This window comes from Blautia sp. OF09-25XD, assembly GCF_003482095.1.
GTDB lineage: Bacteria > Bacillota > Clostridia > Lachnospirales > Lachnospiraceae > Fusicatenibacter > Fusicatenibacter saccharivorans.
In genome coordinates, this window is the sequence record NZ_QUMG01000005.1 from 129,554 (window position 1) to 142,708 (window position 13,155).

Below are 13,155 nucleotides of genomic sequence, written 5' to 3' on the forward strand. Positions count from 1 at the left end.
TCGTGTGCTCCTTTCTCGTTTGTTTCTGGAGTTTCCCGCCTGCGAAGTGTCCAAGATCCGCAGACGGGAGATAACAATGATTGATTCACTTTGGTTAGTCTTTACTAACTGTAATTCATTATAACTAATTTTTTGAAAATTGCAAGTGGGTAAAGTGATACTTTTTCTCAGAAATGCAAAAAGTTTTTCTGTTCTTATTTTTCCTGTTTAAATGCCTCTTCCAGCGTATGCCATCCAAGCACTGCACATTTCACTCTTGCCGGCATGTGGGAGATGTCCTTCAGTGCACCAGCCTCCTCGAGTTTGTCAATCTCCTCGTCGGATGCTTCTCCTTTGATCATGCGCAGAAACAGATTTCCCAGGCGCAGTGCCTCGTCCTTCGTCTTTCCGATGATCATGCCGAGCATAATGTCCGCCGATGCCTGCGAAATCGCACAGCCGTCGCCCACGAACGCACCGTCCGTGATCACATCGCCGTCGACTTTTAATTTCAGCCAGATATCATCGCCGCAGCTTGGGTTGACGCCCTCGAGTACGATGTCCGCATCCGGCAGATCATGCTTGAATTCCGGACGCAGATTGTGCTCCGTCAAAATTTCGTTATAAAATCCTCTACTCTCCATAGCCCATTCTCCTTCTGATTGTGGATACACTTTCGATCAGTGCATCAATCTCTTCCGGTGTATTATAAAACATCATGCTGGCTCTTGTCGAACTTCGGACGCCAAGATATTCCAGAAGCGGCTGTGCACAGTGGTGGCCTGCCCGCACATCGATGCCGTCAGAAGAAAGAATTTCGCTCACATCGTGCGGATGCACGCCGTCAATCGTAAACGAAACGATGCCCGTATGGTTGGCCGGATCTTTGGAACCGAGGATATGAACGTACGGCAGCGCGCCGAGTCCTTCCATAGCACGTTGCGTCAGTTCCAGCTCTTTTTTCTGGATATAATCAAATCCTTTTTCCTGCAGATACCGGATCGCTGCGGCCAGCCCCACCGCACCGGCTGCATTTACCGTTCCCGCCTCAAATTTCTGCGGAACCGGTGCAAAAACGGCTCCGTCGCGGTGAACGGAATCGATCATCTCGCCTCCGGTTAAAAACGGCGGCATTTTTTCCAGCAGTTCCAGTTTTCCATACAGACAGCCGATTCCCATCGGGCCCATCAGCTTATGGCCGGAAAAGGCGAGAAAATCTGCATCCAGCGCATGTACGTCGACCGGCATATGCGGAACGCTCTGGGCGCCGTCCACAACGACAACGGCTCCCACGCGGTGCGCCATCTCCGTGATTTTCTGGAGCGGATTCACGCAGCCGAGCACATTCGATACCTGCGCAACAGCCACAAGACGTGTTCTCTCATTAATGCCCTTTTGGAGCTCCTCATCGGTCAGCTCGCCCTCACTGGTACATTCCAGATAATGGAGCTTCGCCCCAGTCATACGCGACACCATCTGCCACGGAAGCAGATTGCTGTGATGCTCCATGATTGTTACAGCGATCTCGTCGCCTTCCTTTAAAAAGTTCAGGCCATAGCTGTATGCCACAAGGTTCAGGCTTTCCGTTGTATTCCGGGTAAAAATAATCTCCTCCGGCTCTTCTGCATGAATAAACTCCTGTACGGTCTTTCTTGCCTCCTGATAGCTCTCCGTCGCCTCCAGGCTTAAAGGATAGAAGCCTCGCAGAGGATTTGCATTTTTCTGTTCGTAAAATTCCTGTACTGCAGCAAGAACGCATGACGGGCGCTGTGCCGTCGCCGCGTTGTCCAGATAGATCGTGTCCATTTGCTGCAGAAGCGGGAAATTTTTTCTGATGTTATCTGTTGTCACGGTCAAGCACCTCCGCAAGCTGTGTTTTTACTTTCTGTTCGATGTCCGCATCGCCGATCTTCTGGATTTTTGCTTCCAGTTTCGCCCGCGCTATCGTATTTTCTGCCTGTGTACGGTCCATGCCGCGCGCACCGAAGTAAAACAGTGTCTCTTCATCGAGTTCTCCGATTGCCGCGCCGTGGCTTCCCTGTACGTTTTCCTCTGCACAGAGGATCACAGGAATCGTCTTGTTGACTACATCATCGCCGAGCAGCAATACCTGTTCTGTCTCTGCTCCGACGGAATCTGCCGAACCGCGCACAAAGTCGATTGTGCCGCGGAAGATCTTTTCCGCCGCATCCATCAGCGTTCCGTCTGCCTGGATCGTGCTCTCGGTTACTTTTCCGAAGTGGCGCACATTCAGATTGACATCAAATTTCTGCTGATTCTGCAGAAGATAGCCGATTTCTGCCTGCAGTGATGCGTGATCCTTCTGCAGTTCGGTCCAGATACCGTCATAGACATCGCCTTTTCCGACAACGACCTGTAAAAGATCCAGTGCACCATTTTCCTCGCAGATGCATCCGACATCATTTAAAAGCTCCTGTTCCTCACCGCGCATCATCACCTGCACGAGCCGGATGCGGCTGTTTTTTTTCGCGTAAAGTTCTGTCCGCACCGCGAGCTGTCCCGCTGCCTGTGCCGGTTCAAATACCTCGAAAACGGTAAGGGAAGCTCCCTCTTCTGCCGCCGCGCGGATCTTTCCGGATGAAACCTTCTCTTTTCCCTGTCCGATGGAAAGCGTGACCTGTTTCGTCTGCCCCTCCTTTGCAGAGACACTCCAGTTTTTCGTCTGCTCCGGTGCAAAAAGGACATCCGTCTCTTTTCCTGCCCCGGTATTCATAGCTTCCGGAAAACCCGTTATCTCATCATCCGCAGACGGCTCTTCCGCGCAGATTTCACACGGCGCACCCGCCGCCCATTTTACTTTTGTATCATTTAATCCCAGCCAGTACCATGTTTTCGATGGAAGCTGGTTGATTTTCATGCTGTTCTGTTCTTCCATGTGTCTGGCCTCCTTATCCAATGCTGCCCTTCATCTCGAGGCGGATCAGATTGTTCATCTCCACCGCATACTCCAGCGGCAGTTCTTTTGAAACATCATCCGCGAATCCGCTGACGATGCACGCTCTCGCATCCTCTTCCGTCATGCCGCGCGACATCAGATAAAAGACGGCTTCATCGCTGATGCTTCCGATCTGTGCTTCATGGCCGATGTTCGCATCTTTTGTACGGATATCCATCGCCGGAATCGTGTCCGACCGGGAGATGTCATCGAGCATCAGAGACTGGCAGGAAACGGCTGATTTCGTGTTCTTTGCCGCTTTTGTTGCAGAGACTGACGAACGGAAGGTGCTGATGCCTCCGTCCTTCGAGATCGATTTCGTGTTAATATAGGAACTCGTATCCGGCGCGCTGTGGACAACCTTCGCTCCGGTATCGAGATTCTGGCCCTTACCGGCGAACGTGATGCCGGTAAATTCCATCTTTGCGCCTCTTCCTTTCAGCACGCTCATCGGGTACAGGTAGGAAACGTGGGAGCCGAATGAACCGGAAACCCACTCGATTTTTCCGCCCTCCTCGACCTGCGCGCGCTTCGTGTTCAGGTTGTACATATTCTTCGACCAGTTTTCAATCGTAGAATAACGGAGTCTTGCATTCTTTCCGACAAACAGCTCCACACATCCGGCATGGAGGTTGGCCACATTGTATTTCGGTGCGGAACAGCCCTCGATAAAGTGAAGGTCCGCGTCCTCATCGACAATAATCAGCGTATGCTCGAACTGGCCTGCGCCCGGCGCATTCAGGCGGAAATACGACTGCAGCGGGATTTCCACGGAAACCCCCTTCGGCACATAGACAAACGAACCTCCGGACCAGACGGCTCCGTGCAGTGCGGCAAATTTGTGGTCGGTCGGTTTCACCAGTTTCATAAAGTGTTTCCGCACCATATCCGCGTACTCACCATGCAGCGCACTCTCCATATCGGTATAGACAACACCCTGCGCCGCAACTTCCGCGCGGACGTTGTGATAGACCAGCTCCGAATCATACTGTGCGCCCACGCCGGCGAGTGATTTCCGCTCTGCCTGCGGGATGCCGAGACGCTCAAACGTATTTTTGATGTCATCCGGCACATCGGACCACTTTGCTTTCATTTTGGTATTCGGGCGGACATACGTTACGATGTCATCCATGTTCAGAGCCTCGATCGACGGACCCCAATCCGGAATCGGCATCTGGTTGTAGATCTGTAAAGAACGCAGACGGAACAGCTGCATCCAGGCAGGGTCTTTCTTCTCATCCGAAATTTTCTGTACAATTTCCGGCGTCAGGCCGGCTTTTACTTTATAGGCATCCTTTTCATCGTCTTTGAAATCATAGATGCTTCGGTCAATATCCTCTACATAACTTTTTTCTCTCACAGCGTTTTCATCCTTTCTGTACCTTCGGTTTTACGCCAGTGACTTTTCGTATTTTCCAAATCCGTCCCGGTTGATCTCCTCTACAAGAGATGCATCGCCAGTTTTGACGATTTCACCTTCCACCATGATGTGGGTCTGATCCACCATCAGCGATTCCAGAATCTTCGTGCTGTGCGTGATGATCAGAAGACTTCCTCCGCATTTTCTGCGGTATGCCTCAATTCCGGCAGAAACGGTGCGGACCGCATCGACATCCAGGCCGGAGTCGGTCTCATCGAGAATGGTAAGGGACGGCTCGAGCATCAGAAGCTGCAAGATCTCGGCTTTCTTTTTCTCACCGCCGGAAAATCCGACATTCAGATCACGGTCTGCATACGACGGATCCATCTGCAGAACTTCCATTGCTTTTTCCAGTTCTTTCCGGAACTCAAACAGACGCATCCGTTTGCCGGTCTTTAACTCGACGGCGCTGCGGATAAAAGAGCTTAAGGTTACGCCAGGCACCTCAAGCGGATTCTGAAACGAGAGAAACAGTCCCATTTTGGCGCGTTCATTGACCGGCTCTTCTGTGATGTTCTTTCCCTGGAACCAGATTTCGCCGCGTGTCACGTTATATTTCGGATTGCCGAGCAGCGTATTGCCAAGCGTCGACTTTCCGGTACCATTCGGTCCAAGCAGCACATGCGTCTCCCCTTTTCCAATCGTAAGATTGACGCCGTGCAGGATCTCTTTTTCTTCTACATTTACCGTTAAATCTTTCACTGTTAAAAGATTTTTTCCCATATTGATATCCTCCTTATTTTGCTTCGAGGTTAAAATCTCTGTTTTCGCCTCCGATTGTAGATCTTTTTTCCGAGTATTTCAATCGGATTTATATATTTGAAAAATTTTATCAAAAAACGCACCTGCCGCCGGATTTTTTTTCCGCACGACAGGCGCGTTTTCTATCAACATCGTTTCAGCCGATTCCGCCCAGCACGATTCCGAGAATCAGAACCAGCACACAGATCGGCACGTAGATATATTTGCAGATCGGATAATACAGATCCGTGAATTTGCTGCTTCTTCCCTTGTCTACCTGGGACTGCACATACTTCTTTCCGCAGATCCAGAAGAACATGACTCCGGCAAGGCCGGCGCCGAGCGGGCAGATGTAGATCGACAGAACATCCATCCACTGGGATACAATGCCCTGGATCAGAAGAGATACGACCACACCGATAACCCCGATCACACCGCAGGCTGCTACTCTTCCGAGATGAAATTTTTCCTGTACCGTTGCAATCGGTGCTTCGTACAGGTTAATCAGAGAGGTAAGGCCGGCAAAAAAGACAGCGACAAAGAAAACGATTGCGATCAGCGCGCCACCCGGCATAGACTTTATCAAATTCGGAAGGAAAATGAACAGAAGTCCAGGTCCTCCTGTATTTAACTGTGCTCCCGTAGTTGCCATCGCCGGGATAATAACCAGCGCAGCAAGCATAGCAGCGAGCGTATCAAAAAATGCTACTCTTCCGGCGGCGGCCGGAATATTTTCTCCATCTGACAAATAGGAACCATAGATCAGTGTTCCGTTTCCGGCTACAGACAGGGAAAAGAATGCCTGACCAAGTGCAAAAATCCAGGTCTTCGGATCTGCAAGTGCTTTTGGTTCCACACGGAAAATATAACGGTATCCATCCGCTGCACCGGGCTGAAAGGCAACATAGATACCAAGTGCAACAAACAGGAGAAAGAAAACAGGCATCAGCACCTTATTGACCTTCTCAATTCCCTTACCAACACCAAATGCCAGAATGACCATCGCAACCACAAGAGCTACGATCTGCCAGAAATTGTTTCCAAACGCAGATGCCATGGATTCAAACGCTCCGGCAAAATCCTCTACGCTCACAGCTGACAGTGTCTTTCCGGTAAAGGTTCCGATCATGTACCTGAAAATCCACCCCATGACAACCGTATAACCGATCGCCATTGCCAGGGAACCCAGCACCGGAATCAGACCAAGCGCCTCTCCGGCTTTTCGTTTTCCTTTCGTTTCACATGCAAAACCGAACGCATCAACCGGACCGGATCTTGTGGCACGGCCAAAACTCATCTCCCCGCTCACACCGGTAAAGCCGATCAGTGCAACGAACAGGAAATACGGAATCAGAAAGGAACCTCCTCCGTACAAGGAAACCCGGGTAGGGAACATCCAGATGTTGCCCATTCCAACTGCAGAGCCGATGCAGGCCAGGATAAATCCCCACCGACTGTTAAATGACTCTCTCTTTTTCATACTGCTCTCCCTTTTTCTTACTTTTTCTGAAGATATCATGGCCAAAGTACCTTTTGACTCCAACATCTTCTGAATATTTTATCATAAGCTATTGGGAAAAGCTATAGCATTTCTCATCTTCCTGCAACTTCACTTTATATTTTATGCTTTTTCCGCCTTGCTGCTGCCATTCCCGCGGAGAACATCCGCAGTGGCGTTTGAAATAGCGGCTGAAATGAGACAGATTGGAAAAACCGCAGATTTCCGCGGTCTGTCCGATGGAAAGTGCCTGATTTGTCAAAAGATTTTTCGCCTTGTCGAGCCGTACTTCAATCAGATCGCTGTGCGGGGTGCTGCTGAAAAACTGTTTATAATAAGAATAAAACTGGCTTTTTTCCATATTGGCCATCTGGCAAAGCTTTTCTGTCGTCCAGCCTTTCTCATAATGGCTCAACATCTTAAGGCGCAGCTCCTGGAATTCCTGATACAGTCCGGCCGGCTCCTCTGCCGCTTTCTGGTACAGCCGCATACCGCGCGATGCCGTAATCATCATCTGACGAACCAGTGCTTCCTCATATTCCACTGCGTATGGATCTTTCACAATATATTCCCTCTGCAAAAGGCGAATCAGCTCATCAATTGCTTCCGTATTCTGTGGATAAAAAACAGCATTCTGCGGAATTCCATACGTTTCACCCAGATTCTTACCGCACCAGAAATGGACATAGCTGTTGCGAAACTTCTGAACAGCCTGATAATGCTGCTCGTGATCCGGCGTGTAAAAAAGGCAGGCATTTTCCTGTGCAATGAAAAACGCAGTTCTGTCATACACCTTCATCGGCGTTTTAAACAACAGAAACAGATAGTCCCCGCTGCCCTCCGGCCGATATATCGTCTCATAATCGGCGTTGGATCTATTATATTCACAAATATGAACTGAAAATTCCATTCTTCTCGTTTCCCCTTTTCTTTTCTTCTCCCTATTTTACCGCAAAACCGGAAAAAAAGTCAAATTTGCCGGACAAAAATCTCTGGTTTTTTTCTATCTTCCTGTTAAAATTGAAACTATCCAAAGCGAAAGCGAAACGGTGGAATAAAATCATAGACACGCCGGTGATCCTTTGTTTTTCTGGATCGTGTCTGAAAACGAACATTTCTTTTAACAGGAGGATTTTTAAGTATGAAAAAAGCAGAGATTATCATTGACAAATATTTTCTCACCGGAAAAGTTGACAAACGAATCTTCGGTTCCTTTATCGAGCACCTGGACGCGCCGTTTACGAAGGCATCTATCAGGAAGGAAGTGCTCTCTCCGACGAGCAGGGCTTCCGAAAAGATACCCTGGATCTTGTCAAAGAGCTTCAGGTACCGATCGTCCGTTACCCGGGCGGAAACTTTGTCTCGGGCTATCACTGGGAAGACAGCGTAGGTCCGAAAGACAAACGGCCTGCAAAACCGGATCTTGCCTGGGGCGTGATTGAGACAAACGAATTCGGTCTGAATGAGTTTGCGGACTGGTCGAAAAAAGCCGGCAGTGATATTATGATGGCCGTTAACCTCGGAACCCGCGGACCGGAGGATGCCAAAAATGTGCTGGAGTACTGCAACTTCAAGGGCGGCACCTACTACAGTGATCTGAGAAAATCCCACGGTTACAAAGATCCACACAACATCAAACTCTGGTGCCTCGGCAACGAGATGGACGGACCGTGGCAGATGGGACATAAGACCGCTTCTGAGTACGGACGTATTGCAGCAGAGACTTCCCGTCTGATGAAATTCATGGATCCGACGATTGAAACTGTTGCCTGCGGAAGCTCCAATCTTACGATGCCAACCTTCGGTTCCTGGGAATATACGGTTCTGGACGAATGCTATGATGAGGTGGATTACCTTTCTTTACACCAGTACTACGGAAATTATGCAAATGATACTGTCGATTTCCTGGCAAGCTCCAAGGGCATGGATGATTTCATCTCCGGTGTAGTTGCGATCTGTGATGCAGTCAAAGCGAAAAAACACGGCAAAAAGCAGATTAACCTTTCCTTCGATGAGTGGAACGTATGGTATCACAGCAATGAGCAGGATCAGAAGCTGGAGAAATGGGTACGCGCACCGCATCAGCTTGAGGATGTTTACAACTTTGAGGATGCACTTCTCGTCGGAAGCATGCTGATCACACTCCTGCGCCACGCAGACCGTGTCAAGATTGCCTGCCTCGCACAGCTTGTCAACGTTATCGCTCCGATCATGACATCCGATACCGGTGCATGGCGTCAGACGATCTTCTATCCATACATGCATGCAAGCGTATACGGCCGCGGAACCGTCTTAAATACACAGGTTCTGACACCGGTTTACGAGAGCAAAACGTACGGCGAAGCTCCGTATCTCGATTCTGTCTGCATCTGGGATGAGGAAAACGATGCACTGACCATTTTTGCAGTCAACAAGAGCCTGGATGAGGATATGGAGGTTTCCTGCGATCTGCGTCAGTTCGAAGGATGTCGTCTGGCTGAGCACATCGTGCTGACAAACGACGATATGAAAGCGGTCAACACCGAAGCAGATCCGAACCACGTTGCTCCGACCCATTCCGATGCTACCAAACTGGAGAATGGAAAAATGCACACCGTTCTTGGAAAACACAGCTGGAATGTGATCCGTCTTACAAAATAATGGAACCGTATAAGGTATGGCCTGAAAAACAGAACATCTGAATTTTTCATCCAAACATATGCATAAAGGAGTTTTATTTTATGGCACAGGCATATTTATTTGTTCATTTTCGGGAAAAAACAACACCGGACGGCGAACAGGTTTATTTCGGCATAAGCCGCGATGGTTTCCACTGGGAAGCTGTCAACGACGGCGTTCCGGGTGCCGGCCAGGGATATGTGCCGTTTGTTGCAGACAGCCTTGCTTCCGGAAAATTTGTTCGTTCTGATGCTTCCTTCTCGTTCCCATACGGCTACAAGCATGGAACGATTCTTCCGATTACAGAGGAGGATTACGAGCGGATCAAAAACCAGGACTGGTCAGATCACGGATATCAGTAAAATCGCTGTCCGCCTGATGGGATTTTCATACAAAAAGAACTGCGGCAGGCTTCCTTTTGGGGAAGTTCCTGCCGCAGTTCTTTTTCGCTTTTCTTTTCCGACAAAACCCATCCGCTTCCTTTTTGTTCTGGCGGACAGTACCTTTTCTGCAGATTGGTAAATGTATCGTTTTGATGGTGTCTGAATTTTTCTTTATCTCTGTGCCTGTGCAGCGGTTCTTGCATGGAACATGCGGAAGACGCCGGTCTGCTCGATCAACTTCGTCAGGCTATAGAAAATGATGGAATCGATCGGCCACATAATCAGGTTCTTTAAGGCACGTGCCGGAAGAAGCACCATGATTCCTTTTCCATACAGCATGCTGATCCACAGGGTGTTCAGCAGTACGTTGACAGTCAGCATAACGATGAACTTGGCTGCAAGCACACGTTTGATGGTCAGTTTTTTGCGATAGTAGAAGCATCCATACATAAAAGATGCCAGCATCGCATTAAAGGTGAATCCGAAGAAGAACGGGCCGCTCGGTTTCAGGAAGTATTTTACGACATCAAGAATGCCGGAGAAAAGACATCCTGTCACTGGTCCGAACAGGTAATCGACAAGGCGGTTCGGGATTCCAGAAAATCCGATGCGGACATAAGGTCCGATATCAATCGATGCTACCTGGTTCAGAATCATCGCCAGCGCTGCGAACATGGCACAGGCTGCGAGGGTTGTGACTGCTTTCAGCTCTTTTGCTGACTGCAGAAACATGTTTTTTGTTTCTTTTGCTGTTTCATTTGCATTTTTCTGCATAAAAAAATTACCTCCTTTACAGATATCTGACTACAATAGGAGATAATCTCTTGTCTCTATCTTCTGTTGCAGCGAGATGCAATTCATATACCGCAAGATTTTCTCTTTTCGTCTCCCTGGCTACTCTCTATCCTGGGAGCACTTTACGCATATGAACTTACTCTGCAGTTGTTTTTGTCCTGCTCATTATATAGTAAAATCCCCTTGATTTCAAGAGGATTTTACATTTTTTTCTAATTTTTTACGATCAAATATCAGCCCTGCATTTTACGGTCTTTCCGGTGATAAAACGGAGACAAACGCAAACTTTTTATCCAGCAGTTTTCCCATCAGCACAATGCCTTTTCCCATCGTAAAAGCAGCTGCTACCGTTCCGATTCCAAGACCTTCGATTCTTCCAAGTCCGAAGAAGGTGAACAATGCGGCTGTTGTCTGGGCTGTTGATCCAGAAAAGGGACAGTTGGGAGTTGGTCAGTGATCGGGTGACGGGTGGTCGTCAGCAATCGGTCACTGGATCAACTGGGTTGCCCTTTGACAACAAGATCTTTCTTCTTTTATTTTCGGATCTGTCCCGTTCCGTATACGATATTTTTAATCGATGTCAGCGCCAGCAGTCCCATCGGGCCTCTGGCGTGGAGTTTTTGGGTGCTGATTCCGATTTCGGCGCCGTAGCCGAATTCGAAGCCGTCGGTGAAGCGGGTGGAGGCGTTGACGTAGACTACAGCTGCATCGATTTCGTCCAGGAATTTCTGGGCGTGGGTGTAGTTGTTGGTGATGATTGCTTCGGAGTGTTTTGTGTTGTAGTGGTTGATGTGTGCAATCGCTTCGTCGATGGAAGAGACGGTTTTGATGGACACGATGTAGTCGAGATACTCTTTTCCCCAGTCCTCTTCTGTCGCTTCTTCTGCTTCCGGCATGTATTCTCTTGCCTTTTCGTCTGCGCGCATTTCCACATGTTTTTCTTTTAATCGTTCCTCCAGAACCGGGAGCAGTTTTTCACGTACATTTTCGTGTACCACAATCGATTCACATGCATTACATACGCCAACGCGCTGTGTTTTTGCGTTCAGAATAATATCCACTGCCATGGAAAGATCGGCTGTCTCATCCACGTAGATATGACAGTTTCCGGTTCCCGTCTCAATGACAGGAATCGTGCTGTTTTCCACGACAGCGCGGATCAGTCCGGCGCCGCCGCGTGGGATCAGGACATCGACATAGCGGTTCATCTTCATAAACTGCGCCGTCGTCTCGCGGGAGGTATCTTCGATCAGAAGCAGGGCGTCTTCCGGCACCTGCTCCTCTTTCAGTGTTTTCCGAAGAGAGGCAACAATCGCCGTATTCGAGTGGATTGCATCGCTTCCGCCTTTTAAAATCACGACATTTCCCGTTTTGAAGCAGAGTGCAAATGCATCCGCCGTCACATTTGGGCGTGCCTCGTAGATGATGCCGACAACACCGAGCGGAACACGTTTCTGTCCGATCAGAAGACCGTTCGGGCGTTTTTTCATTCCCAGCACTTCCCCGATTGGGTCGTCCAGTTCGGATACCTGACACATGCCTTCTGCCATTGCTTCAATCCGGCTTTTGTCCAGAAAGAGCCGGTCCAGAAGTCCCTGAGACATGCCTTTTTCTTTTCCATGCTCCATATCCAGCGCATTGGCCGCGATAATCGTTTCGGCGTCTGCCACAAGGTTTTCCGCTGCTTTTTTCAGCACACGGTTTTTCTTCTCCGTCTCCATGATTCGAAGCACAGGCTCCGCCTGGCGGGCTCTCGTTCCGATTTCTTCCAGCTTCATCATACTCGTCTCCTCCTCGTGTTGTCTTATCGTAATTGGCTTAACGGTAAATCTTCTGCTCTGTCACCAGCATCTGCGGCAGAACATCCGTCTCTTCAAACGGCACCGCATCAAACAGCTGAAACTCAAACGCCGCTGCAACCGTTGTAAACCCTGGATGTGCGGCAAGAAAGCGGTCATAAAATCCTTTTCCATATCCTACTCTGTGGCGCGCCGGATCAAAGGCCACACCGGGTACCAGCAGAAAGCCCTCTTCCCGCGTGCAGACCTTTCCGCCGTCCGGCTCCATAATGCCAAAATAGCCGGATTTCAGCGTGGAGAAATCTTTGATCTCATAATAAACCATATCATCGCCTTCCACGCGCGGCACAGCGACCGTCTTTCCCATTTGCAGGGCCTTCTCGATCAGATCCCGTGTCATGACTTCTTTTTTGAAGTCCATATACGCAAAAAAGCAGTCCGCATCCAGAAACTCCGGCAGAGCCGTGATTTTTTCATAAATCATACGGCTCTTTTCCTGAATTTCTTCCTGTGTGGCTGCTCTTCTTCGGGCAAAAACTTCTTTTCTAATGTTTCCTTTTGCTTCCATAGCGCTCCCCCAGATTTACAATTGTTCCGTCTTTCTCCTGCACATCAATATTGTCGAGCTGGGTACGGAGGTTCATTTTCACGGCTGCAATATATTCTCTCCGCAGCTTCTGCTGCTCTTCTTTCTCCGCCGGTGTCAGCCCCTCTGCTTTCGCCTTGCGGGCAAGTTCGTTGATTCTCTGTATATTAATTTCCATTTTCTGTATTTTTCTCCTTTGTTTCAACTCACAGTCGGTATTTTCACAGAGTCTGACATGTCGAAAATAGTTCGACTGTGACTCGCCTCATGTCAGTGGAGGATACCGATTTCTCTCCGCCTGCCACTACCGTTATGTTTCTTTTAACAATTCATCCCACCG

Annotated in this window: 13 protein-coding genes, 1 pseudogene and 1 riboswitch; of the genes and pseudogenes, 2 read left to right on the forward strand and 12 right to left on the reverse strand. The window is 49.0% G+C overall.

What is annotated here, in order from left to right:
* Window positions 1-194 precede the first annotated feature (194 nt).
* The 7 genes from sufU to DXA93_RS06180 all read right to left on the reverse strand — a co-directional run bounded on the left by sufU (window position 195) and on the right by DXA93_RS06180 (window position 7,504).
* Complete coding sequence (sufU, locus tag DXA93_RS06150) at window positions 195-623, reverse strand: Fe-S cluster assembly sulfur transfer protein SufU (RefSeq protein WP_055267877.1); 429 nt, start codon at window positions 621-623, stop codon at window positions 195-197.
* On the reverse strand, window positions 613-1,830 hold the full coding sequence (locus DXA93_RS06155; RefSeq protein ID WP_118659664.1) for an aminotransferase class V-fold PLP-dependent enzyme: 1,218 nt from the start codon (window positions 1,828-1,830) through the stop codon (window positions 613-615). The genes sufU and DXA93_RS06155 overlap by 11 nt, the downstream gene beginning before the upstream one ends.
* Window positions 1,817-2,875 carry a SufB/SufD family protein gene (locus DXA93_RS06160; RefSeq protein WP_118659666.1) on the reverse strand — a complete coding sequence of 353 codons (1,059 nt, stop codon included), beginning with the start codon at window positions 2,873-2,875 and terminating at the stop codon, window positions 1,817-1,819. The genes DXA93_RS06155 and DXA93_RS06160 overlap by 14 nt, the downstream gene beginning before the upstream one ends.
* A gap of 13 nt (window positions 2,876-2,888) precedes the next feature.
* Entirely contained in the window at window positions 2,889-4,295 is a 1,407-nt protein-coding gene (sufB, locus tag DXA93_RS06165) for a Fe-S cluster assembly protein SufB (protein ID WP_118659668.1), read from the reverse strand.
* 30 nt (window positions 4,296-4,325) lie between these two features.
* Window positions 4,326-5,078 (reverse strand): Fe-S cluster assembly ATPase SufC, encoded by a 753-nt coding sequence (gene sufC, locus DXA93_RS06170; RefSeq protein ID WP_055217927.1) that lies wholly within the window; start codon window positions 5,076-5,078, stop codon window positions 4,326-4,328.
* Window positions 5,079-5,253: 175 nt separating this feature from the next.
* Complete coding sequence (locus DXA93_RS06175) at window positions 5,254-6,576, reverse strand: sodium-dependent transporter (protein WP_055217929.1); 1,323 nt, start codon at window positions 6,574-6,576, stop codon at window positions 5,254-5,256.
* Window positions 6,577-6,664: 88 nt separating this feature from the next.
* Window positions 6,665-7,504 (reverse strand): helix-turn-helix domain-containing protein, encoded by an 840-nt coding sequence (locus DXA93_RS06180; protein WP_117761482.1) that lies wholly within the window; start codon window positions 7,502-7,504, stop codon window positions 6,665-6,667.
* A gap of 231 nt (window positions 7,505-7,735) precedes the next feature.
* Here DXA93_RS06180 and arfA point away from each other — a divergent pair.
* Both arfA and DXA93_RS06190 read left to right on the forward strand, forming a co-directional pair.
* Window positions 7,736-9,234, forward strand: a pseudogene (gene arfA / locus DXA93_RS06185) (arabinosylfuranosidase ArfA).
* 80 nt (window positions 9,235-9,314) lie between these two features.
* Window positions 9,315-9,614 (forward strand): hypothetical protein, encoded by a 300-nt coding sequence (locus DXA93_RS06190; protein ID WP_118594421.1) that lies wholly within the window; start codon window positions 9,315-9,317, stop codon window positions 9,612-9,614.
* A gap of 192 nt (window positions 9,615-9,806) precedes the next feature.
* Here DXA93_RS06190 and DXA93_RS06195 read toward each other — a convergent pair whose 3' ends face one another.
* The 5 genes from DXA93_RS06195 to DXA93_RS17955 form a co-directional block, all read right to left on the reverse strand.
* Entirely contained in the window at window positions 9,807-10,409 is a 603-nt protein-coding gene (locus tag DXA93_RS06195) for a folate family ECF transporter S component (protein WP_022461732.1), read from the reverse strand.
* Between the two features lie 67 nt (window positions 10,410-10,476).
* Window positions 10,477-10,576, reverse strand: a riboswitch (THF riboswitch).
* A 100-nt stretch (window positions 10,577-10,676) separates the two neighbouring features.
* Complete coding sequence (locus DXA93_RS17780) at window positions 10,677-10,829, reverse strand: DUF6198 family protein (protein WP_156338179.1); 153 nt, start codon at window positions 10,827-10,829, stop codon at window positions 10,677-10,679.
* Window positions 10,830-10,963: 134 nt separating this feature from the next.
* Complete coding sequence (locus DXA93_RS06200) at window positions 10,964-12,208, reverse strand: glutamate-5-semialdehyde dehydrogenase (protein WP_055267915.1); 1,245 nt, start codon at window positions 12,206-12,208, stop codon at window positions 10,964-10,966.
* A gap of 40 nt (window positions 12,209-12,248) precedes the next feature.
* The gene (locus DXA93_RS06205) at window positions 12,249-12,797 is read right to left on the reverse strand and encodes a 5-formyltetrahydrofolate cyclo-ligase (RefSeq protein ID WP_055228183.1); all 549 of its coding nucleotides are present in this window, start codon (window positions 12,795-12,797) and stop codon (window positions 12,249-12,251) included.
* Entirely contained in the window at window positions 12,775-12,993 is a 219-nt protein-coding gene (locus tag DXA93_RS17955; protein WP_055267865.1) for a DUF896 domain-containing protein, read from the reverse strand. Before DXA93_RS17955 ends, DXA93_RS06205 begins: the two co-directional genes overlap by 23 nt.
* Window positions 12,994-13,155: the final 162 nt, after the last annotated feature.